Source organism: Bacillus sp. NTK034, from assembly GCF_017303275.1.
Classification (GTDB): Bacteria; Bacillota; Bacilli; order Bacillales; family Cytobacillaceae; genus Cytobacillus.
On record NZ_JAFKOJ010000001.1, the window covers coordinates 908119 to 932581 of the forward strand.

Genomic DNA, 24463 nt, shown 5'->3' on the forward strand with positions numbered 1-24463 from the left:
CTAAGTGGCCGCCGCTCCTTTATTACAAGTAAATTTCGATCGAATTATTGTTTTCTTTCAAATGCTTTTTAAGTTCAGGACTGCTGATTCGATACCCGCCTGTGCGGTAAAGGTTGGATATTTGTTCTGCATCCGCCTTGCTGCCGTTAATCATGACTCCGGCTTTTCCATGATTGCCGAGATGATAGATAAAAGTCACTTCTTTTCCATCTATCCTGAATTGGAAATCCATACCGTCGTTTTCTTCAGGCAGGACCGGATCAATAATTAAATTCTGTCCATCACGCCTGATTCCCAGGGCATTTGAAATCAGCTGATTCATATAAATTCCCGGACCGCTGGAGTAGATTCTCCAGCCGCCTTTTACAGGGGCGGAGCCATCGCGCAGCTTATCAAAATCTTCGGCTGCTTCATAGCGGGTATTGAATTTTCCGTCCGAGCTGCTGAAGTAAGAATTGCTTTGACGGAGCTCTGCATTCGGCACCACTTTTTGTATGCCAATCGGATTTATTTTCTGCAGGCCAGTCCAAACCTCGTCTGATTTCCCGAGCTTGGCCATCGCCTCAACAAACCGAATATGGGCATGAACATATTGGAGGCCAATTTCACGTCCGAAATTAGCTGCCTGCTCGGCACGTTTGAAGTTTGCGCTGACTCCTCCTCTATAGGAAGCAGGGCGGTCCATTAAGCGGACTCCATCTGGGTGATACAGTTTTTGTCTGATAATCTTATAGTGTTCTTCTGCCTGTTCCGGAGTCAGAAGCTCGCCAATCATGCTTCTTGTCATCGGGAGAAGGCGGTATTGTATGCCTGTCTTCGTATCGGAAGGGTGTAACATTAATTCAGGTTTTTCAGGATTTTCCATGTACACAAAACCAGGAATCGTTTCGGAAGAAAGCATGTAAGTGTTGAAATCTTTTTTAATACCCTCAGCCATTTCATTAAGTTCAAGTGACAGCTTTTTATCGCAGTGCTTTAATAATAAGGAGAATTGGCCGATTACCTGGTATGTCAGTGCCACTGTCCAGCTGCTTGCCATATACTGCTTTAATTGCGCGTTTGCCGGCTGAAGTGTATCATCCCAGTCCCCGTCTCCATATGAAGATAAATACGTGTCGTGTAAAAAATGATCCTTCATGTACTGAATCTGTTTTTTAACATGATCCAAAAGAGAGGCTTTCTCTTTCGTAAATTCAAAGCTGCCTTTTTCTGTGAAAGGGAGTGATTCGTTTAATATAGAAAAATCATTCGTTGCCTTCAGATATTCAGCAATCACCTTTAATGGCCAGACAATGATATCCCCATGGCTTTCTTCCTGCTGGAATCTGAAATAGTCATCAAACATAAACCATTGCGGCCAGTTTCCATCATCTGCGTATTGGTGTGAATAGACAGTCAGGATAATATTTTTTACAGAATCATATTTTTGTGTTGCTATAAAATATTCAGTTGGTCCCTGGCAGACATCGCGTGTTCCCCAGGCTGCCCCGCCGTACTGCTCAAGTCCATGCGGTGCAGAGTAGTGGACGAGCATGTTGTGGGTATACCACCATGCAAGAGCATTAATTTTATTTAATTCTTCTGTCGCTGCTCCATTTTTGGCAAGGCGGAAGCCGTTCATTGTTGAAGCTAGAAATCCGTGATACTTTTTCTTTTCAGTTTCAAGATTGGTTTGCTTTATGGCAAGTTCCTTTCCATCAAGCAAACCTTGAATTGCCATACTCCATTCGCTAGTTGTATCCATTTCTAAAACTGCAAGTGAAGCGGCATCATCTTCCAGGTTTTCTCCGAAGAAACTGGAGTCCTTCAATTTGAAATCAGCACCGTTTATCTGCATGAGGTACGTAAGGTCAGGAAAAACCCTTGAACTGTCTGAGTTTTCGCCTGCCTTGAAGATAAGCTCATTTCCTTCATGCTCTATTTTGAATGGCTGAGCGTACTCATTATTATTCATAGATACTTGGTTAGTAACGAGATAGCGGTAAGCTTTTCCTTTATCCGAGCGGACCTGAAGCTCCAACTGGGAAGCATCCGCACAGGTATAAGAAGTTATAACAAGCAAGTCATCTGCTGTTTTATAGTACCATCTGCCGTAATTAAATCCCATTTCAAACATGGAAGGCATAGTCAGCAGCCGGTACTGACCGTCTACTTCCACATAAATCCTTTGTCCCGAGGTTTTCATGATATTTAAAGCATTTCTTGCGTTGGTAAGCATTTTATTAAAGGATGTATTGCCCATAACAATATGAGAGTTAAAAATTCCGTACATATATAAAGTAGAAGTAAGCACGTTTTTGATATTCTCAACATTTTCCCCAGTCATGATGATGTGCCCATGGGGACGTTCAACCAGCAGTTCTTTCTCCTTTAAGACTACATGCTCATGCTGTTCTGTAAAGAAAGATAACAGTGTATCTCCAGAAATCTCTTCCTGATGGCGGCGAGGGAAGAGCACATTGATTTCTGCTTTGGTCATCGAAACCGTTTCAAGCGGCTTTCCGAAAGCAGGGGAGAAGCGGACTGATTCTAACTTCTTTACTTGTATTTCTGCTGCGTTTGGAACCTTCTCCCAGGCTTCCAATATCTCATTCTCAAATTCCAAATCTGTAATTGCCTCTTGATGATTTTCTTTGAATATACCATAGAATATTACTTGTGCCTTGCCAGTCAGTTCGATTTTTTCTGATTGAAGTGCAGTATAGGCGAATTCGTATTGATAGATCTCGTTTGCAAGGGAGACTCTGTCCAACGCTTCAGGGATGTCTGTTTCTTTGTAGGACAATCCAAAAAATTGGAATCCATCGGTGGAGTAACCAATAGATTTCGTAAGTGACCCCTGCTGTATATAAGGGAAGCGGCCGCCGCTCGTTGGCTGGTTTTGCCTTGAGCAAACGGCATACCCATTTTTTGTGCCGTTATATACTTTATGGTCAATGTATTGAGACATGTAAGCTTCATTCGTTCGGACGGCACCTTTGTCAGCAAGACCTAAATCCTGTCCGTAGATTACGTCAGCTAAATATCCATCTCCATGTAATTCAATATTCCAGAACCAGGTTGCTTTTTCAGTCAATGTAAACGTAACCTGGTAGGAAATCCCGCCGGCTTCACCTTCCCAGACAACCTGGTTATCTGCAGTTCGCATCCTGCTTTGGGACTTGACTCCAAGCAGGGGGAAGGCCCTGATGCCAGTATCGTCGTGAACGCGTAAAAACAAATTATTTAATGAACCATCTATAGGATTGGAAAGCCACTGGTTGATCATAGTAGAATGATGGGCGATTTCGAATATATCGCCGCTATTCAAAAACGTAAATGATAAATCATTAGCCTGAATGGTGAACTTTGACCGGGTCATCGTTGTCAACTCTTTCCTTTTTAGGTTTATTAAAACCTCATACACTGGTTTTAGTTAGCTTAGGAGCATGTTAATAGTTATTATAAGTATTTCAGTCTTTCAACAATTCAAATGGCAGCGAGATAACGTCTCTGCTGTTTGCGCCGACATACGCGATGAATTTCCCGCTATCACTCTTGTATGATAAATCGGTATGATAATAACGCAATTGCTGTTCCTTAATTTCAAAGGTTACAGCTGCCTTTTCGCCTGAATCCAAGGCAATCTTTTTGAAGCCCTTTAGTTCCTTTAAAGGACGGACGACTTCTCCTGAAACGTCCCGGATATAGAGCTGGACAACCTCTTCTCCCGGATAGCTTCCGGTATTGGTTACCTGTACAGAAAGCGAAATCGGCTTTGAAGGGGACAGCATGGAATCTGAAAGTTTCGCTTCAGCATAAGCAAAGGTTGTGTAGCTTAATCCGTACCCAAACGGCAGCAAAGGGTCATTTGGACTATCTAAATATTGGGATACGTATCTTTCCTGTGCATCCGGAGCTCCTTTAGGGCGTCCGGTATTAAAATGATTGTAATAAACAGGCACCTGGCCAACAGAATAAGGGAAAGACATAGTCAGTTTTCCTGATGGATTTGCATCGCCCAGCAATAGATCCGCAATAGCATTTCCGCCTTCCGTACCTGGATACCATGCTTCCAGAATGGCGTCAGCTTCATCCCAGATACCATGTAAATCAAGCGGGCGGCCATTGAAGAGGACGGCGATGAGGGGTTTGCCAAGCTGTTTCACCTTGGCTGCCAGTTTAAGCTGGGCTTCAGGAAGCCGGATATCGGTGCGGCAGCCTGCTTCTCCGCTCATTTCAGAATCTTCCCCAAGTGCCAGGATGATAATGTCTGCATCCTCAGCTGTTTTAAGAGCTTCATTTATTTGTTCTTCTGTGCCGGACTCAATGTCACACCCCTTTGCGGCTGCAAGAAGAGAGGAACCCACTTTTGCTTTTATGCCATCATAAAGCTGAACAGCTTTTTCCTTTGATCCAAGAAACGACCATGGGCCAAGGATATCGCCGCTTTGTGCGAATGGTCCGATCAACGCCAATTTCTTTTCCTTTTGTATAGGAAGTACGCCGTTGTTTTTTAATAATACGGAGGATTTTACTGCAAGCTCTCTGGATGCTTCTCGGTGGGCTTCGCTGAGGACAAGTTCCTTTTCAAGAGCTTCATCAGCACCACGCGTTGGATCTTCAAATAACCCCAGTTTATCCTTCAGACTTAAGATTCTAAGTACCGCTTCATCAATCAGTTCTTCATCCACTTTTCCATTCTGCACGAGTTCTTTTAAGTGATCGATATAGCAGGAAGTCATCATTTCAATGTCCACACCAGCCTGGATGGCTTTTAGTGCAGCCTCTGCTTCGTCCTCGGCAACCCCGTGAGGGATCAGTTCCTTCACTGCACCCCAGTCGGAAATTAGAACTCCATCAAATTTCCATTCGTCTCTAAGCAGTCCGCGCATCAGTGTACGATTGCCGGTTGCGGGGATTCCATCGACCGTGTTGAAAGCTGTCATAACCATTTCGCAGCCTTCATCAAGAGCGGCTTTATAGGCTGGCAGATAGGATTCCCTCAGCTGCCGTTCCGACATATTCACTGTGTTATAATCCCTGCCGCCTTCTGGAGCTCCATACGCTGCAAAATGCTTCACACATGCTGCTACAGATTCCTTATTATTTTTTAAGTCTTTACCCTGGAAACCGCGGACAAAGGACCTGGCAAATTCACTGTTCAAGTATGGATCCTCACCTGTAGATTCCATGACCCGGCCCCATCGTGGGTCACGGACAAGATCAACCATGGGGGCAAAGGTTACATGTACCCCGGATGCAGCCGCTTCTTTAGCGGCAATTTCGGCACTCAATTGTGCACCATCCAGATCCCAAGAACAGCCAATTGCAAGAGGGACTGGAAAAATAGTTTTATATCCGTGAATAATGTCTGCCATGAATAATAAAGGGATGCCCAATCGATTATTTTTTAAGTGAGCCTTCTGTATGCTTATTGCTTCTTTCGCGCCGCCGGAGGCTCCGAGAACCGATCCGGAGCTGCGGATGCTATTTTCAGTGACTTTCATTGAGGCAAGAGGGCCTGTAATTTGCCCTTCATCCTTTGAACCTTCAAAAAATGGCGTGGCCAGCTGCATTAATTGGGCAATTTTTTCATCAAGTGTCATTTCTTCAAGTAATGATTGTAGCTTTTGATTCATTATCAGGGTGACCTCCCCAGTTTTTTATAGTAAAATCATAAAAATTATAGAAACGTTTCGAATTAGGATACAACTGCATTATAAGCGCTTTCTTTTTTTGAGTCAATTTAAAATCGAAACGTTTCTATTTCTGGTTATTCACTTTTGTAAGTTCTATAAGGAATTTTAAATATTTACTGAAAAATTTTACTTGAAAACGATTACACATTGAAATATAATAGCCCTATCGAAACGTTTCAATCAATTTAATTAGGAGATTTGTTATTCTGATTTAATAATGTTGAATCGTTTCTATAGTTTCAGATTAATATTTTTTTATCAAATATCGAAACGTTTCACTGCAAGGGGGAATTCGTTAGCCATTTACCAGATGGCAGATTTTTTGCGTTTGTTCTTAAGGTAGTAATGTTGCAGCACAATAGCGGGAAACTTAAAGCAAAGCCTATTAAATTATTGGGGGTTTTACGTATGAGTCAAAAGTTGTTAAATGTTTTCAGTAAAAAATTTGCAGCAGCTGCAATGGTAGGTACAATGGTGGTTTCAGGGGCATTGGCAGGCTGTTCTTCTGATTCCGGATCTTCTGCGAAGGAAGGGCAAAAAACGATAACGGTTTGGGGCATGGGAGAAGAGGCAAAAACACTTCCAAAGATTGCAGATGAATTTGAAAAAGAAAACCCGGAAATTGATGTGAAAGTTCAAGCCATCCCTTGGGATCAGGCGCATGATAAGCTATTGACAGCAGTCGCTTCTAAAAAAGGTCCTGATGTTGTGCAAATGGGTACGACTTGGATTCCTGAGTTTGCATCTGCGAATGCGTTGCTTGATTTAGCTGAGCATACTGAAGAATACCCTGAGCTTAAAGCCGATAATTTCTTCGAGGGGTCAGTGGAAACAACAAAATATGAAGACAAAGTGGTTGGCGTGCCTTGGTATGTTGATACACGTGTACTTTTTTACCGTACAGATTTATTGGAAGAAGCTGGCTATAAGGAAGCACCTAAGACTTGGGATGAATTAAAGGATGCAGCCAAAAAGTTGGCTGACCGCGGTGATGATAAATATGGAATCAGCATCGATACAAATGAGCAAAGCTTATCATTTATGTTAGCTCGTCAAAACGGATCCAAATTATTAGAAGGCAATCAGTCTTATTTCAATGAACCGGAATTTGTTGAAGCAGTCGAGTATTTAAATGGATTCTTCAAAGATGGATCTGCTCCTGTAGATCTTGGACTTGATATCGTCCAGGCATTCAGAGGCGATGGAATCCTGCCGATGTTTATCAGCGGACCTTGGATGGTCAAGCTAATCAATGACCAGGCACCGGAACTTGAAGGCAAGTGGGCAACAGCAGTCCTTCCGGCTAAGGAAACAAACACATCTACACTGGGCGGATCCAATTTATCCGTATTCCAGCATACTGAAAATAAAGAAGAGGCACTTAAATTTCTTTCTTATATGAGTAAACCTGAAACTCAGGTTAAATGGCTTGAATTGACAAACTCTTTACCAGCAAGCAAAGAGGCTTGGAATGATGATCAGCTTCAGCAAAATGAGTATTATAAAGTATTTGGAGAACAATTAGAAAATGCACAGCCAATGCCTGTCATCAAACCTTTTGAGAAAATTGCACAGGATTTCTTAAGCAGATTTGAAAAGATTTATCGTGGCGGAGCTGATATTCAGGCCGAAATGGACGACTTTGATAAAAAGTCTGAAGAAATTTTAGCCAAGTAATTTTTAACAACAGGTACTGGCCGGCGGGTGTCTGCCAGTTGCCTGCAATAGTCCGGAATAATTGGACTAAGAAGGAAGGGACCTACAATGAAAAGCTTTATGGCAAACAAAACTCCATACTTTTTTATAGCTCCTGCACTTATCTTACTTACATTATTCTCCATTCTTCCTATATTTGTGGCGCTGATCATCAGTTTTACTGACCTGGATCTGGTTGGGATAGCAGACTGGTCATCCATTAGTTTTGTTGGTTTAGAGAATTATAAAGAAGTTGTAAGTGATCCGATATTTGTAAAATCCATTTTTAATACACTGTTTTATGTGGTCTTTGGTGTCCCGCTGGTTATCGTTTGTTCCCTGGGAATTGCGCTCCTGATCAATTTTGGGAAAGCCCGCATCTTTAAAGCTTTCCGGGTTGTTTTCTATATGCCTTCCATCACAAACGTGGTTGCGGTTGCTGTTGTTTGGAGCTATCTTTATAACCCTCAGTTAGGCTTGTTTAACCATCTGCTGGAGTTTCTTAACTTGCCGCCTGTTCCATGGCTGCAGGATCCAACAATGGCAAAGGTTTCGTTAATAGCCCTTGCGCTTTGGAGAGCTATTGGCCTTAATATGATTATTTTTCTTGCTGCGCTTCAGGGGATTCCAAAAACTTACTATGAAGCAGCACAGCTTGATGGAGCCAACAACTGGCAGCAGATGTTCAAGATTACGATTCCTCTTTTGAGATACGCAATCTTTTTTGTTTCAATCACGACTATGATCGGCTGGCTGCAATTTTTCGAAGAACCATTTGTCATGACAAATGGCGGTCCATTAGACAGTACGACTTCAGTTGCACTGTTTATTTACCGGAATGGATTCCAATTCAGCAACTTTGGTTATGCAGCAGCAGGATCTTTCATATTGTTCATTGCCATCATATTCATAACAATGATTCAATTTAGGTTTCAGAAAAAAGGGCAGGATTATTGATGAAAGCTGAGGTGAAAAACAAAATGAAATCCAATGCAGTTCAAAAACAGTCATTAAGCAGCAGTGTTAAGCAGGAAAGAGCTCAGCAATTGGCAGCAGCTATTATTCTTACAATTGGAGGAGTGCTGGTTTCCATTCCATTTATTTGGATGATCCTTTCTGCCTTTAAGCCTGAAAGTGAAGTTATGCAGCTGACACCAACTTTGCTGCCGCAAGATTTCACATTGGAAAACTTCCAGAACCTCTTTGTGAATATGAACTTCGCTCTCTATTTGAAAAATACTCTTATCATCGTTCTTTGGTCGTTTGTAGGCTTATTCTTAAATGCGATGGCCGGTTATGCCTTTGCCAAATTTGAATTTAAAGGACGCAATAAATTGTTCTTTCTCGTACTTGCAACCATGATGATCCCCGGGCAAGTAACCATGATTCCGGTATATCTGATTCTGAATCAGATGCAATTGACAAACACGATGGCGGGCATTGTGCTTCCTGGCCTGGTGGGTGCATTCGGGATTTTCCTGTTCCGGCAATTTATGACTACCATACCGGATGAATTGCTGGAAGCAGCAAGACTGGATGGTGCCAGTGAGTTAAGGGTGTTCTGGCAGATTGTCTTGCCGATGGCTAAACCGGTCATGGCGGTGCAGGGGATTTTAACCTTTATTGCAGGATGGAACAGTTTCCTGTGGCCGCTGATCATTGCCAACGATGAAAGCCTTTATACTCTGTCGGTAGGACTCCAATTATTAAAAGGCCAATATGGCGGAAACTTTGCCCTTCAGATGGCCGGATCAACCTTCATGGTTGTTCCAATTATCATCATCTTCATTCTCTTCCAGCGATATATTATTGATGGTTATACCATTTCGGGGATGAAGTAAATCGCAAAAGGCCAGGAATTTCAGTTTCCTGGCTTTTTTGGTGTTAAGATAATACTCTCTCTCATAGATTCTTTGTAAGCAGAACTATCTATGAAGGGGAGTATAAATGTGAAACCTGAAATGCAAAAAGCAACTTTACTCGCTGAAAATATTAGGGATTTTCTAACCTTTCTGAATAAGAACCTTGATAACAATATTTTCTATTTGGACACTGACAAATTAAAACAAATAAAATTGATTGCTGAAGACTATAAATTTCATATCCTCTCAGATGAGCTGTTCAGAATCAATCGTTTTGTCTGGGACCCAAAATACACAAATTATTTGGTGGACCGGTTTGCAAAAGGGCTTACCATTATTGATGAGTATGTACAAAGAAACTATAACAGCCTTTTTATGGTGACTGGAAGGCTATATACATTGAAGAATCTCAGTGCATTATTCAGCAAAGATTAACAGTCAGAACTGCGTCTATTTTCATGATTCCAAAGAGTTTTCGTATCGAAAGGAAATATTGCCTCTCTTCATTTTTCACTATTTGAATTATAATAGTTAACGTTCATTCATTTATTTTAAACAATTAGGGGTATGAAAATGGAGAAGCACAAGATCTTAAAAGTTCTGGAAAAAGAATTAGTGGTTGCCCTTGGATGTACGGAACCTGTTGCAATAGCACTTGCTGCAGCAATGGCAAAGAGCCATGCAAAAGGGGAAATAAAAGAGCTTTGCTTAAAAGCGAGCGGAAACATCATCAAAAATGCAAAATCAGTCGGAATTCCAGGCATGAATTCCTATGGTCTTGATTTCGCAGCGGCAATCGGCGCTGTGGCAGGGAACCCTGCAAGAAAGCTCGAAGTATTAGAGGGAGTGGAGCCAGAAGATGAGCTCCTGGCGCTGAAACTTATTGAAGAAGGAAAAGTAACTTCCCTTCAGGCGGAGACACCAAAAAGGCTTTATATCGAAGCGGTATTAAAAACAGATATGCAGACTGCCAGAGTGGTAATCTCTGATAACCACAGCAATATTACTTTAATAGAGGTTGATGGAGAGATTATCTACCAGGGCGGATGTGAAAATTTAGGAATCCAATCTGAAGAAGATGAATTAATTGCACTCACCATTGAGGAGATATATGAATGGGTGCTTAGTGTGGAAGTCAGCTCCTTATCACTGATAAAAAAGAGTATTGAGCTCAATCGGGTCATTGGAATGGAAGGCCTATCGGGCGAGTATGGCCTAAAGGTAGGGAAAACGATAAAGAGGAATGTGGAAATGGGCATCTTGTCGGATGATATTGCTACTGCGGCTATGTCTTTGGCTGCAGCCGGATCAGATGCGAGAATGGCAGGATCCACACTTCCAGTTATGGCAAACACCGGAAGCGGCAACCAGGGAATCGCAGTCACACTTCCAGTTGTTGCAGCTGCAGAAAGACTTAAGGTTGCAGAGGAAAAAATGATTCGGGCAGTTGCACTCAGTCATCTGATAACCATTCATATAAAATCCAAATTTGGCCGGCTCTCGGCTTTATGCGGTGTAACTGCTGCAGGTATGGGCGCAAGTGCAGCCATCGTATATTTGCTGGATGGACAGCTTCAGCAAATCAAAGCAGCCATTCAAAACACAATCGGGAATGTTTCCGGAATGATCTGTGACGGAGCAAAAGCCGGGTGTGCCATGAAAGTATCTACCTGCTCCAATGTAGCAGTGCAGTCTGCCCTCCTTGCTCTCAACGATCAGGAAATCAAATCAACCGATGGATTTATTCACGATGACGTTGAAAAGAGCATCGAGAGTTTCTGTAAACTAGGAAATGAAGGAACCCGTCATACGGATGAGCTCATTTTAAAATTAATGATGGAAAAATAAACTGAAAAAAGGTCCTTTCTTTATGAAAAGGGCCTTTTTGGCGTGCAATATGAATAGGTGAAAATTACGAAATCATTCCTCGTCGAAACATCTCCGCAATTGCCTGTGACCGGTTTTGAGCTCCCAGTTTCCTAATAGCTGTTTTAATATACTGGTTGATGGTGACTTCACTGATATACATGGAATCAGCCATTTCTTTAATGCTTTCCCCCCAGGAAATCCTCTTCATGACCTCCATTTCTCTTTTGCTTAATAGCCGGGTATCTTCTTTTCCTTCCGTTTTTTCAAGGGTTTTTCCTACCTGTTGACCAAATTGAGTATAAGAAGAAAGCTGCTGATCAGAAATTTTTATATGATCATCAAATTCGTTCGTGCAAATATAACCGATGGGAACAGCGCCAAAGCAGATGGGGATAGCCAGGAAGGAGTTGACATTGGAAGTTGTAATGTATTTGATGTTTATTTGCTTCAGGTATTCGATCCCCGAACAATATTTTGCTTTCCTTTCATAAAGGGCAGAATAAATAAGCGGCAATGAACGAATATCATCCCTGATATCTCTGATATGTATTAATCCTTGGCCCGTAATAGCGATGATTCCTTCACCAATAAAGCCTAAAGGTGAATACCGGAATAAATAGGCGTTTTGAACAGGAAAAATGTTCATATAAACCTCTAGAATTTTATACAGTTTTTCTTCATGACTCTCGATATCTTCTATATTCTGGATATTATCCAAAATGGTAGATTCTATTGCCATATTAACACCTTCCTTATAGGGATATTATATATAGAAAATTGTGAATATTCAATATAAATGAATGATAGTAAGCTTAAAATAGATTAAAATAGATGTCCTGGAGAGGAGGTACTTTTAACAAGAAAAATGTAATCGCTTTCAACTAAATTAATATCATGAGGAGGAAGAAAGTATGTCAACATTTCAAAAATCGAACTCTCTCACGGATTTTGATGCTGTCGTTGTAGGGGCTGGTTTTTCTGGATTGTATATGCTGCATCTTTTGCGGGAAGCCGGTTTTTCCACGAGGGTATTTGAAGCGGGCGATAATGTCGGTGGGACATGGTATTGGAATCGGTATCCAGGCGCAAGATGCGATGTTGAAAGCATCTACTATAATTACACTTTTTCTGAGGAACTATTGAAAGAATGGAGCTGGTCGGCAAAATACGCAGAACAGCCTGAAATACTAAGCTACATAAATTATGTAGCGGATAAGTTTGAACTGCGGCGGGATGTGCAGTTCAATACAAGGGTGCAATCCGCGCAATTTGACGAAAAGAAAAATAGGTGGGACGTTCAATTAAATAACGGTGAAAAGGTTTCTGCCCAATATTTTATTACAGCTGTAGGATGCTTGTCAGCGTCCAATGTACCTAAATTTAAAGGGCTGGAAAACTTTAAGGGCGAATGGTATCATACCGGACAATGGCCGCATGAAGGAGTGGTTTTCCAAGGCAAGAGCGTTGGCATCATTGGCACAGGGTCCAGCGGTATCCAGGCAATCCCTGTCATTGCAAAAGAAGCCAAGCACCTGACCGTATTCCAGCGGACCCCGCAGTACAGCAGTCCAGCCAGGAATACGCCGAATGATCCTGAACACCTGAAAAATATACGGAAAAATTATAGGGAAATCAGAGAGAAAATGCGCCATTCCGTTACAGGCATACCGGAGGAGCCAAGAAACATTTCCGTGTTTGATGAATCTCCTGAAGAACGGCAAAAAGTTTTTGAAGAAGCCTGGCAAAAAGGAGGTCTGCTAAATCTTACTTACACATATAATGACTTGTCCATTACTCCTGAAGCTAATGCCATCGTGGCGGAGTTCATCCGCTCTAAAATCCGCGAAACAGTCGCAAAGACAGAAGTGGCTGAAAAACTCCTTCCGAGATTCTATTACGGCACCAAACGCACCATCATTGATACAGATTATTTCGAGACCTATAACCGCGATAACGTATCGCTGGTGGATGTGAAAGAAGCGCCGATTCAGGAGATTACCGCAACAGGGGTTAGGACTGCAGATGCTGAATATGACCTTGACATGATCGTGTTTGCCACAGGTTTTGATGCGATGACTGGACCGCTGTTTAAGATCGATATCCGGGGAAAAGACGGCGTCTCCCTGAAAGAGAAATGGACTGGCGGCTCACATACTCGAACCTATTTAGGCTTAGGCACAGCAGGTTTCCCGAACATGTTCATGCTGACAGGACCTGAAAGTCCTTCCGTATTAAGCAATATGATGGTTTCGATTGAGCAGCATGTGGAGTGGGTATTTGATTGCATCAGCTATATGCGCGACCAAAACCAGGCTGTCATTGAAGTAAAAGAAGAGGCGGAAAATACATGGAGCAAGCACTGCCGTGAAATCGCCGATCAGACTTTATTTACCAAAACTGACTCATGGTACATGGGTGCCAATATTGAAGGAAAAGCCCGCGGCTTCCAAATTTATCTAGGCGGTGTTGGAACCTACAGAAGGATTTGTGATGAAGTCGCCGAAAAAGGCTATAAAGGCTTTATCCTGACAGCCTCTGAAAAAAGTGCTGTGAATTAAGAGGGTATTGATAGGGCAGGCTTACTCCTGCCCTGTCTATAAATATATTATTAGGGGGAAATAATTATGGCATTAGATCCGCAGGCAAAATTTTTATTGGAACAGATGGAGGCAGCAGGAGCTCCGCCGATGAGCCAGCTATCACCGGAGGAAGCCAGACTTACCACAGATTTCAGCGCACTGGCTGGAGAACCGGAGGAAGTAGGGAAGATTGAAAATAGAAAAATTGCGGGACCTGGAGGAGAGATACCTGTCCGAATTTATACTCCTAAAGGAGAAGGACCTTTTCCAGCACTCATCTATTATCACGGCGGCGGCTGGGTAATCGGTGACCTGGAGACTGTAGAGGTTCCTTGCCGTCTTTTAACGAATCTGGCGAATTGCGTGGTCGTTTCTGTGGATTACAGACTGGCTCCGGAACATAAATTTCCTGCGGCTGCAGATGATTCGTATGCTGCAGTCAAATGGTTGGCTGAAAATGCAGCTTCCATTGGAGTGGATCCGATCCGCATTGCCGTCGGAGGCGACAGTGCAGGCGGGAACCTTGCAGCCGTTGCTGCCCTCATGGCAAGAGACAAAGGTGAAATCTCACTTGCCTTTCAGATGCTGATTTATCCTGTAACCAACCATTCCTATGCAACAGAATCCTATACTGAAAACGCAGACGGCTATCTGCTTACGAAAGACAGCATGGAATGGTTCTGGAATCATTATTTGCGGAATGAAGAGGATGGGAAAAATCCATATGCCTCTCCACTGCAGGCAAAAGACCTAAGCGGACTGCCGCCGGCATTGGTGTTAACGGGAGAATTTGACCCGCTGCGCGATGAGGGTGAGGCCTATGCTGAGCGTTTAAAAGATGCCGGTGTCCCGGTTGAAGCCAAACGATATGATGGCATGATCCATGGCTTCTTCTGGATGCCTGGTGTACTGGATCAGGGAAGAAAGTCGATTGAGCAGGCGGCAGATGCTTTAAGGCGTGTCTTCCAGGGCAGTGTTGCTTCGAAGTAATAAATATCGCAGATTGGACACTTCTGATTGGGGGAGTGTCTTTTTTTGTTTTTAAATTCATTAATAGATTTTCTGAAGAGTCATGGCGATTATAGGGAAGTAATACTGTCGCCAAGGAGTGCTAATGACGACGAAAACAGAAGGGAGGAAGAGAAAACGGCCGCCAAGGAGTGTTTATGAAGACGAAAATGCAAGGGGGGAAAAGAAAACGGTCGTCATGGAGCTTTCATGAAGACGAAACCGGAAGGGGGGAAAGGAAAACAGTCGCCAAGGAGTGTTCATGTCGACGAAAATGCAGGCGAGGAAAGATATGAACCCCACGGCAAATAAAGAATTAAGGAATAGAGAAATTCGTCATAAAGCCAATGAAATAAAAGTTTCCCTTCAAAAACCTGCCCCCGATCACCCATTTGGGGTAATCAATATCCCATTCTTCCAAATTTATATTTTTCTCTATCCTATCAAGGTGCTCTTTATCCTATTTTCAAGATAAATATCAGCAGAAAACAAGAAATTTAGTAGTAATGTACCTCTTTAATTACCCCAATTTACTGTTCACAACTATCCCCTTTAAGATAAATATAGTAAGTATTCTTACTTTTCCATCAATTAAAGAGCAGGAGGAAAAATATGAAGTCACGCAATAATCTATTAAAAGGGGCACTAGCTGCAAGTTTATTGTTCTCTGCTGCCATTCCATTTAATGTGCTTGCACAGAAGCCGGAAGTCACAGTAGATGAAGCGGAAAAAATCCTAAATGGCCTTTCGAAAGAACAAAGGGAAGCTTTAGAACAGCTTGAGATAGTGCCGGGATTTATTATTTCCCCTGAAGTAAATACAACCACTCCTGAGCTGGTCGAAGTCATTGTGGAATTTAACCAGGCTCCTGCAAAGGTGGAGGTAAAGAAGGAAGCTTTGAACGGCAAAAAACTCTCTCTTCACTCAGCTAAAGAAAAAGTAGAAAAATCCCACAGTGAATTCAAAGCCCATATTAGCAAACTGAGGGCTAGGAAAAGCAGTTCATTGTATGAAGCCAGTAAAATTGAAGTGAAACGCGAATACAAAAATGCATTCAATGGGGTTTCAATGAAACTGCCGGGTATAGCGGTGGAGGAACTCTTGCAATCAGGCGAAGTAAAGCGGATTTGGAGCAATGCCCAGGTCCAGCTGGATCTTCCTTCAGAAGAGGAAATTAAAATGAAGCCGAAGATGGCAGACAGCATTCCCCAAATCGGTGTGGATAAGCTTCACGATGAAGGGGTTACCGGAAAAGGAATCAAGGTTGGAGTACTGGACACAGGTATTGATTATACCCACCCTGACTTAAAAGATTCTTATAAAGGATACCGTGCTGAAAACGGACAAGATCCAGAAGCAGTCGATCCTGCCTCTGTGAAAGGCTGGGATTTTATCAATAATGATGCTGACCCAATGGAAGCGACCTATGATGAATGGAAAGCAGCGAGTATGCCTGAGTTTCTAAATAGCTCTGCCTATTATACTTCCCATGGTACGCATGTCTCCGGCACAATTGCTGCGCAAAAAGACAATGCAGTTGATTATGCTGTAAAAGGAGTTGCACCTGATGTAGATTTATTTGCATACAGAGTTCTCGGCCCGTATGGTTCAGGTACGACAGATGGAGTGCTTGCAGGCATTGATAAAGCTGTTGAGGATGGCATGGACGTGATTAATTTATCCCTTGGTGCCAGTGTAAACGATCCTTTATACCCTACATCAGTGGCGATAAATAATGCGATGCTATCAGGTGTCGTTTCCGTTGTGGCAGCCGGAAATGCGGGCCCAAGTGAAAAGACTCTTGGGTCGCCAGGTACAAGCGCGTTTGGGATTACAGTAGGTGCGAGTGATGCAGCCATTTCCATTCCGGCTTTTAAAGCCAGTGCAGGCGACAAGGTTTTTGAATCTATGAAATTACTTGCCAAGAATTTTTCTGATGACTTAAAAATTCTGGAAGGCAAATCGTATCCTGTTGTGTTTACTGGATTGGGTAAACCAGGAGATTTTACAGGGAAAGAGTTAGCTGGCAGAATTGCATTAATTGAACGAGGAGAGCTTACATTTGAGGAGAAAGTGAAAAATGCTAAAAATGCAGGCGCAGCAGCTGTCATTATTTTTAATAACACTGAAGGTGAAATACCTGCCTATATAGGAGAAAACGCCAAATATATTCCAACGTTCCAGCTTACGAAAGCAGCTGGAGACTTTTTAAAAGGGAATCCTGAAGCAACTATTACATTTGATCAGCTTACCCAGGTTAAAACAGAAGGAGATTCTCTTGCAGACTTCAGCTCAAGAGGGCCTGTTAACAGTAATTATGATATAAAACCGGATCTTGTGGCACCAGGAGTGTCCATATTCTCCACTTATCCGGAATTCATGAACCACCCGGAAGAGGGGCAGGATTATAGCTCTGCCTACGCGAGACTGAATGGAACCTCTATGGCGACTCCTCATATTGCGGGTGTGGCGGCACTTATGCTTCAGCAAAATCCAGACATGGACCCTTTCACTGTAAAAACATCTCTAATGAACACATCTGATGATTTAAAGAGCGATTACTCAGTATATGAAGTGGGGGCTGGCCGGGTAGATGCCTATCAGGCTGTTCATTCGGACATATCATTCAAAGTAAAGGATCAAACCGATCATATAGAAAACGGAGAATACATCCAAGTAGATGAGATTACAGGCTCCATCAGCTACGGCAGCCATTATCTGGACAATGCAGATATTGAGGACAGCCGAAGCATACAAGTGGCGAATAATAGCAAACAGGATCAATCATTTAGAGTAGAAGTGGAATATCATGCAGCACGGGAAGGCGTACAGGATGGAAATAAAAATAATATGAAAGTCCATATCCCTGAATCGCTGACAATTGGAGCAGGGAAAACAGAGCAAATTGAGGCTGGAATTGTCATTCCAAAATCGGCTGAAATCGGCCGTTATGAAGGCTATATTCATGTGGTTAATCAGGCAAATCCAAATGACCGCTACCAAATTCCTTTTGCTATAAGAGTTACAGACAAAGGGATTTCCTATGCCGAGCCGCTCTCACCTTCTGTTACAACAGATACGCCATTCCATCAATACTATGCACCAGGTTCTCACTTTGTCTTTAAGTTTAAAAGTCCAATGGAAACGTTCGACCTGATTGTCAAAGATGCCAAAACAGGCAAGGCTGTAGGGCTCGTAGGAAGCTATGACGGCAGCCAGGCAGTCCCTGACAAGGAATACCTGATCTTTTTTGGACACAGGGGACTTGTTTATCCATTCACTGGGAATAAGAAGCAGCCAATAGCTGATTACATTCAAAAACTGCCAGAGGGTGATTATGTACTTGATCTGATAAGCCGGGATGCCGAAGGGAAAAGTTATCATTACGAGAGTGTCGGTATCGTAGATAATACCCCGCCGGAAGTCGATCTGGATATTGAACCGGGAGTCATCGAAATAAATGATGGCATGCTGACAGATGAAGATGGCCATCACGCATTCTGGGTACATGGAAATATTACAGATAAAACAGTTGACCTGCTGCAGTCAAAAGGAATGGATTTTACTCAAAAAACCAATACAGCTGCTTACTATGAAAATGGCAGCCCATTTATTAGCGGATTTCTCAAGCTTGAAGATGATGGAGCTTCAAAATTTGGTGTGCTGCCGGAAGAATATGAAGCCAGACCTTATCAGTTAAAGCTGTTCCCTTGGGATATGGGCACAGCGGCAAACACATTTTCAAGTCCTCAATATGTGTTCATGAAGGAAGGCACCGAACATGCAACCAGCCGATTTGATAAGAGCAGTGTAAAGCTGAATGATGAGATTACCATGACCCTTGATTTAAATAATGTGAAGAAATTTGTTTCAGGCTCATTTGAGGTGCAGCCTTTCCTTAATTTCTTTGAATTCCAGGAAGTTAAGGTGAATTCAAAGCTTCAAAAATTTGCTGATGAAGAAGGAATTTCTATAGAATTGGATGAACCTGTTGTTGCCCAATCAGGAGTTAAGGTCGGAGCATCACTTTCAAAAGCTGGTTTCGAAGGCATCAATGGGGATATGCCATTCCTAGATGTCACTTTTAAGGTCGCAGATGATACGAATTACTCGAGATACTCTTCCATTGGTTTAAAGGAGTTATCTTATAAAAAACAGGGAGAAAGTGAAGAAAAGAAAATTCCGGCATATAGCTTGAATCATTTTGAATTCAATTCCTCACATTCAAGAATAACCGGGAATATAGCACCGGAAGCTTTCTTAACCTCCGGAGGCTGGATTGATAACAAATACGATTTTACCAAGCTTAAGGCAACAGTCTTCGCTAAAGCTGCAAATGGAAAGATATATGAGGGAACAATGGACAGCAGGGGCCTCTTTGAAGTGATTGTACCAGCAGATAAAAAAGCTTATACCGTCTATGTCGAGGTGCCTGGCCATATGGCTGAATATAAGAATGTAATGGCAAGCATTGAAAAAGAGGGAGAGCAGCAAGGCCTGTATGTGAGAATTAACCCCGAAGATAACCTTGCAGGGGATGTTACCCAGGATCAGATTGTTGATATCCGGGATCTGAAAGAAGCTGTTGATCATTATGGCAAGAAAGCTCCTGAAAATTCTCATCTCGATATTAACCAGGATGGGGTGGTCGATGAAACAGATGTCAGATGGATTGAAAAGAATTTCTTAACGAAAGGCTCATTAGCAGGAAAAGGAAATCAGCCGAAAGAAACAATAGGGAAAAAAGGCCTTGGAGATTTCCTGAAAATGATTGGATTGGAGCCAAAAGAAAAATAAGAATTGCACAGAAAGGCGGGAGAAACGTTCTCCTGCCTGTTTCTATTAACCTATAGAAAATTACTGGTGATTTCACTATAATAATAGAAACTTTAATACCGAGGTGCAGCATGATCATTGGGAAAATAATTAAGTTTTACAGGGAAAGAGAAGGCCTGACTCAGGGTCAGCTGGGGGAAGGGATTTGTTCGGTAACCCATTTGAGTAAAATTGAACGGGGAATTACCGAATACTCGGGAGAAATAACACATCTTCTGGCCAGGAGGCTCGGCATTAATGCCGAAGAGGAAATACTGCGATATCAGCAGCTTGCAAAGAGGCTGAATGAATGGCATGAGAGCATGATCATGCAGCGTGTACAGGAATCTGAACAGATAAAAAAGGAACTGCAGGTTGAAAAACTGATTCATATGCCTGATTTTCAGACTCTATATGGTCTGCTTTCAGCCAGATACTATTTATCTGTAAGTGATTTGGAGTCAGCATCAAAGTTGATTTCGGATCTTAGTAAAACTTCTCCTGCCTTTTCACCTCATGATGCGAATCTGTTGAAGCATATCCAGGGCATCTATTACTTTCTTACAGGCCAATACCGTGACTGTATCAGCTGTTTAGCTTCTATTGACAGAGATCAGTACAGCTATGATGAATACTATTACCATTTAGCAATTGCTTACCATTCCATCCATTCAAATATCACAGCCTATTATTATGGCAAAAAGGCTCTTCAATATTTTCAAAGAACCTTAAATATCCTCCGCATTATCGACACAGAAATGCTGCTGATTGTTCAGCTAAATGCCAAGGAACTGCATGATTTTAATGATACCAAGGAAAAATATGAACAGTTAATTAAGCTATGTGATGCGTGTAATTCAGGTGACCGAAAATCCAAGCTTTATCATAATCTGGCATTTGAATATTTTCGCCGAAAGAAATACAGTGAATCAGCAGGCCTTTATGAGGAAGCACTGAAGCTTACGGCCGAAAATGCTCCTCACTATTTAACTGCTTTAGATGGATACATCCATACCTGTTATAAAGGAAAACTTCAGGCCGGCAGTGCGCTAATAAAATTAGCTGAAGAAGGCATGGAGAGGGCAAAAGCAGCTGATTCATATACCTGGATTTATTTTCAGCTTCATCTCCATCTATTGAAAAAGGAAGAACAGCAATACTATCAATTTATTGAGGAAACAGCCTTGCCGTACTTTAAAAAAATTGGCTATGGCATTTTAATCGACCATTATGAGAAAAAGCTTTTCCACTTTTACTCAGAAAAAGGCGAGGCTCAAAAAGCGATAGAGCTCGCACGTTCTTTTATACATAAACAGAAAAGCTATTATGATCACGAGTAGAATTTTTTTGAGCAAAAAAAAATGAGACTGCATTTTATGCTGTCTCATTTTTCATTGACTGTTTAGGCAGCTTTCTCTGAAACATTTTCGCATTTGTTCCTATATAAACACCAGTCAGAACAAATGCTGCCCCTATTCCATGAGCCATGGTGAACGTTTCACCCAAAAAGACCGTAGCCATTATAACGGCAGATACAGGCATCACATTAATAAAAATGGAGGCCTTGGCCGCACCGACCTCTTTAATCCCGTTATAGTACATCACAAATGAAACCACTGTAACAAAAATGCTCATATGGGCGATCGCGGCCCATGTCGTCATGCTGGCTTGCCGGATATCCATCCACGATGTTTCAGCCGAAGCGAATGGCAATAGAAATAAGGTTCCATAGGCAACTGCATAAGTAGTGGATTCCACTGAGCTGAATTTTTTCAATACCACTTTCCCCACAACACTATAGATGGCCCAGCTGATCACAGCACCCAGCAATACGAAGTCAATCGGTTCAAAGCCGTATTGGAAAAGAGTGAGCAAATGGCCATCTGTAATAATAAACACTACACCTGTCAAAGCAACGGCCATTCCAATGATATGATTCTTTGTAATTTTTTCTTTTAAGAATAATCCTGATAAAAGGACGATCAGCACCGGGTTTGAAGCAATAAATAATGAGCTTTTAATGACTGGCGCATGCTTTGTGGCCAGGAAAAAACAAATATTATACAGCGCAATTCCAGTCAGGCCCAAAAGAGCAAACAATCCATGATCCCTTAAATTCGGTCGTTTCCGGTCTTTCTCCATGATCCACATGAGCGGAAAAAGCAGGATGGCAGCTCCAAAAAACCGCAAAAAAGCAACTGTTGCAGGCTCAAAGCTTTGAACAGCAAACTTGCCGGCAATAAATGCGCTGCCCCATGTAGCAGTAGCCAAAGTCAGCATTCCATAAATAAGCCATAATCTCTTTTTCAAACTACTCGCCTTCATTTCTGTAAAATTTTATAAATAGTATTATAACATCTTTTTCGAAAGGCGAAATAGTTAATTTTTACTGGGATTTTTCAAAAAGTGTGGAAGATAAAAAAGATGAACTTTAGCTTGGGCTTCGATTATGATTGTAGAAAGATAATTAAAAATTTCGGATAAGCCGCCTAATGCAGGGGTAGTACATTTAATATATTCGTTAAATAAATTTACAATTGCCGCTCTAATTGTATACACTAAGAATGATTATCAATTAAAAAATAAATAAGATTCGGAATATAAATATCGATTACCGGAAAGGAGGGACCAAGATGTGGCCATTTTCATCAAGCAAACAGAACAAAAATGTCGTCAATGCAGCCAGTTATATTTCCATTAAAGAAACGACCGAAGAAGCAGAAATCGAAAAGATGGTAGCTAAGCTGAAACAGATTTTTTACAGCACATCCAGGGACATTGTTATTTTGTGCATTGGTTCTGACCGCTCAACAGGAGACTCTCTTGGGCCATTGGCAGGAAAAATTCTCAAGGAAAAAAACATTACTTATCCAGTTTATGGGACTTTGCAGGAGCCTGTTCACGCATTGAATATCAAGAAAGTAATTAATGAAATCAAAGAAACCCACCATGATCCGTTTATATTTGGCATAGATGCCTGCCTTGGAGACGAGCGGCAAATCGGCTATCTTTTAATAAGGGAAGGGTCATTTATCCCGGGAAATGCAGTGAATCGGGCTCTTCCAAGTGTGGGTGATTATCATTTGAAGGCAATTGTAAACACGCTGGATCCATTATCACCTGTTCATTCCTTAAATAGCACGAGATTATACATGGTTTTAAAACTGGCTGAAATCATTGCGGAAATCATTTCGCGTGTAGCGGCAAATGACCGTACTTCCAGAGGAATGATTGAAAAAATGAATGTTCCGTAAACATGAAATGGGTAAATCAGCCAAAAAATTGCTGTACCCCGATAGGTAAGTTATAATGAGCTAAGGATACTAAAGAGAAAGAGGGAAAGGGATGGGGAATAACTGGACGGAAGATAATCTGATCTCGATACGCGAGAGGGTTTATCTGCATATTAAGGATCTTATTTTGGACGGAGAATTTAAAGCGGGAGACCGGCTGGTGGAACGAGAACTTGCTGAGAGATTAAACATCAGCAGGACACCCATTCGGGAAGCGCTGTTCCGCCTGGAATCCCAGGGGTTTGTTAAGACAGTCCCAAGAAAAGGCGTAATTGTTGCCGATATTTCTGAAAAGGAAATTATCGAAGTGTTTACCATTTTATCATCACTTGAAGTTCTGGCAGCAAAATTGGCTGTTCAAAAGCTCGATAAAGAAATGGAAAGCAAATTCACTGATAGCATAAGAAAGGTCGAGGAATACCTGAACAATCCTGAAGAGGATGCTTCTGAATTACATAGGGAGCTCAATCATCTCCTATATAGCTCTGCCAAAAATGTGAAGCTTTATGAGATGCTGAGCGGATTATCCGATTACATTCGCGCATTTGCCAAAATCGGGCATAAAAATCCGGGAAGGGCAAAGCAGTCAATGGAGGAGCATTTGAAAATCATGGAAGCAATCGTCAATAAAGAAATGGAAATGGCTGAATATCTGACCAAAATACATATTGAGAATTCAAAAAAAGCATATATTGAAGCGGTGCAGCAAAGTGAAAAGAAAAATTAAGAAAGAGCAGAAGCCCTTTCTTAATTTTTTTACACTCCAATCACAATTGGCGAAGTAAAATTTTTTAAAACCTTGGCCACACTCATGGCGACAATCGGACTGGATTTTGGATTTTCCTCATAAGGAATATTCGAAACGGATATCTCAACTTCGCCAAAATAACCCTTTGCTTTAATAGTATGAGTGTTCGATTGGATAGTTGGATCAGCATACACTTTTACTTTTGTGTCTTCAAAGCCGATTCCTGCAAGGCTGAGGGCCGCTGATACATTCACGCTCTGCGGAAAGAGCTTGGACGACTCGCGTGCATTGCCTTCATAAATACAAAATGGTTCTGTCAGAGTATGTAATTCCACTTTTTCTTCTGCTATCGTACCTTTCCAGCTGCGGGGATGCTTTCTAGTAATTAAGGTAATATCTTCAATTTCCCCCAATGCACCTGCCGCAATCCGGTCCAGGCCCGCGATAGCTGCAGAGGGAATAAAGATCTGCCGGTTCTGCTGCATGGCCACAGTCTGCAGCTGTTCAAAAAAAATGTTGTCTCCCAATGCTCCAACGGAAAGTACTACAAGATGGCTCCCATTTGCCAGCACTTTCTCCGCGAACATGTGTAAAGCCTGATGACCCGCTGCCTCTATAATAATATCTAAATCCCCATTAAAAAATTCTGCTTCATTTGATATAAAAGCAAATGTCTGTTTGTCTGCATGTTCTGCACTATTTTTTCTTCTAACAAGCACAGACTTTAACTCCACTTCACCGGCATGGCCGGCTTCAATTAATTCTGCAATAGTCTTCCCCAGCGTTCCATAACCGATTATTCCAGCTTTAAGCATATTTATCACTCCTTCATGGGATCACCCCTAACAATAGGAGTCTTGAATTTTGGTATACGATATACTTTGTGCAATTTTATTCTAGATTTTAACTTAAA

General features: G+C 41.9%; 16 protein-coding genes. 11 read left to right on the forward strand and 5 right to left on the reverse strand.

What is annotated here, in order from left to right:
• Nucleotides 1-22: 22 nt before the first annotated feature.
• Nucleotides 23-3361, reverse strand: coding sequence for a GH36-type glycosyl hydrolase domain-containing protein (locus JI665_RS04620; protein ID WP_206836853.1), 3339 nt, complete (start codon nt 3359-3361; stop codon nt 23-25).
• A gap of 91 nt (nt 3362-3452) precedes the next feature.
• A complete protein-coding gene (bglX, locus tag JI665_RS04625) occupies nt 3453-5624 on the reverse strand; it encodes a beta-glucosidase BglX (protein WP_206837670.1) in 2172 nt (723 codons plus the stop codon).
• Nucleotides 5625-6089: 465 nt separating this feature from the next.
• Between bglX and JI665_RS04630 the strand changes: the two genes are divergently transcribed.
• The 5 genes from JI665_RS04630 to JI665_RS04650 all read left to right on the forward strand — a co-directional run bounded on the left by JI665_RS04630 (nt 6090) and on the right by JI665_RS04650 (nt 11086).
• The gene (locus tag JI665_RS04630; RefSeq protein WP_206836856.1) at nt 6090-7358 is read left to right on the forward strand and encodes a sugar ABC transporter substrate-binding protein; all 1269 of its coding nucleotides are present in this window, start codon (nt 6090-6092) and stop codon (nt 7356-7358) included.
• A gap of 87 nt (nt 7359-7445) precedes the next feature.
• On the forward strand, nt 7446-8333 hold the full coding sequence (locus JI665_RS04635; RefSeq protein WP_206836858.1) for a carbohydrate ABC transporter permease: 888 nt from the start codon (nt 7446-7448) through the stop codon (nt 8331-8333).
• A 23-nt stretch (nt 8334-8356) separates the two neighbouring features.
• Nucleotides 8357-9217, forward strand: a complete 861-nt coding sequence (locus JI665_RS04640; protein ID WP_206836861.1) for a carbohydrate ABC transporter permease — start codon at nt 8357-8359, stop codon at nt 9215-9217.
• A gap of 108 nt (nt 9218-9325) precedes the next feature.
• Nucleotides 9326-9673, forward strand: coding sequence for a hypothetical protein (locus JI665_RS04645; protein WP_206836864.1), 348 nt, complete (start codon nt 9326-9328; stop codon nt 9671-9673).
• 138 nt (nt 9674-9811) lie between these two features.
• Nucleotides 9812-11086, forward strand: a complete 1275-nt coding sequence (locus JI665_RS04650) for a serine dehydratase subunit alpha family protein (RefSeq protein WP_206836867.1) — start codon at nt 9812-9814, stop codon at nt 11084-11086.
• A 64-nt stretch (nt 11087-11150) separates the two neighbouring features.
• On the opposite strand, the gene JI665_RS04655 is transcribed toward JI665_RS04650, so the two are convergent.
• Nucleotides 11151-11846: a response regulator transcription factor gene (locus tag JI665_RS04655; protein WP_206836871.1), complete on the reverse strand. Its 696-nt coding sequence runs from the start codon at nt 11844-11846 to the stop codon at nt 11151-11153.
• Nucleotides 11847-12018: 172 nt separating this feature from the next.
• Between JI665_RS04655 and JI665_RS04660 the strand changes: the two genes are divergently transcribed.
• The 4 genes from JI665_RS04660 to JI665_RS04675 all read left to right on the forward strand — a co-directional run bounded on the left by JI665_RS04660 (nt 12019) and on the right by JI665_RS04675 (nt 20849).
• Nucleotides 12019-13665: a flavin-containing monooxygenase gene (locus JI665_RS04660; RefSeq protein ID WP_206836874.1), complete on the forward strand. Its 1647-nt coding sequence runs from the start codon at nt 12019-12021 to the stop codon at nt 13663-13665.
• Nucleotides 13666-13731: 66 nt separating this feature from the next.
• Nucleotides 13732-14676, forward strand: a complete 945-nt coding sequence (locus JI665_RS04665) for an alpha/beta hydrolase (protein WP_206836876.1) — start codon at nt 13732-13734, stop codon at nt 14674-14676.
• 630 nt (nt 14677-15306) lie between these two features.
• On the forward strand, nt 15307-19491 hold the full coding sequence (locus tag JI665_RS04670) for a S8 family serine peptidase (protein ID WP_206836879.1): 4185 nt from the start codon (nt 15307-15309) through the stop codon (nt 19489-19491).
• Between the two features lie 110 nt (nt 19492-19601).
• Nucleotides 19602-20849, forward strand: a complete 1248-nt coding sequence (locus JI665_RS04675) for a helix-turn-helix domain-containing protein (protein WP_206836881.1) — start codon at nt 19602-19604, stop codon at nt 20847-20849.
• A 34-nt stretch (nt 20850-20883) separates the two neighbouring features.
• On the opposite strand, the gene JI665_RS04680 is transcribed toward JI665_RS04675, so the two are convergent.
• Entirely contained in the window at nt 20884-21789 is a 906-nt protein-coding gene (locus JI665_RS04680; protein WP_206837672.1) for a DMT family transporter, read from the reverse strand.
• Nucleotides 21790-22142: 353 nt separating this feature from the next.
• Here JI665_RS04680 and yyaC point away from each other — a divergent pair, with 353 nt between their 5' ends.
• Together yyaC and JI665_RS04690 are read left to right on the forward strand one after the other, a co-directional pair.
• A complete protein-coding gene (gene yyaC, locus JI665_RS04685) occupies nt 22143-22763 on the forward strand; it encodes a spore protease YyaC (protein WP_206836884.1) in 621 nt (206 codons plus the stop codon).
• A gap of 91 nt (nt 22764-22854) precedes the next feature.
• Nucleotides 22855-23529 carry a GntR family transcriptional regulator gene (locus JI665_RS04690; RefSeq protein ID WP_206836886.1) on the forward strand — a complete coding sequence of 225 codons (675 nt, stop codon included), beginning with the start codon at nt 22855-22857 and terminating at the stop codon, nt 23527-23529.
• A 29-nt stretch (nt 23530-23558) separates the two neighbouring features.
• Here the strand turns inward: JI665_RS04690 and nadX are convergent, their stop codons facing one another.
• A complete protein-coding gene (gene nadX, locus JI665_RS04695) occupies nt 23559-24365 on the reverse strand; it encodes an aspartate dehydrogenase (protein ID WP_206836889.1) in 807 nt (268 codons plus the stop codon).
• Between the last annotated feature and the right edge of the window lie 98 nt (nt 24366-24463).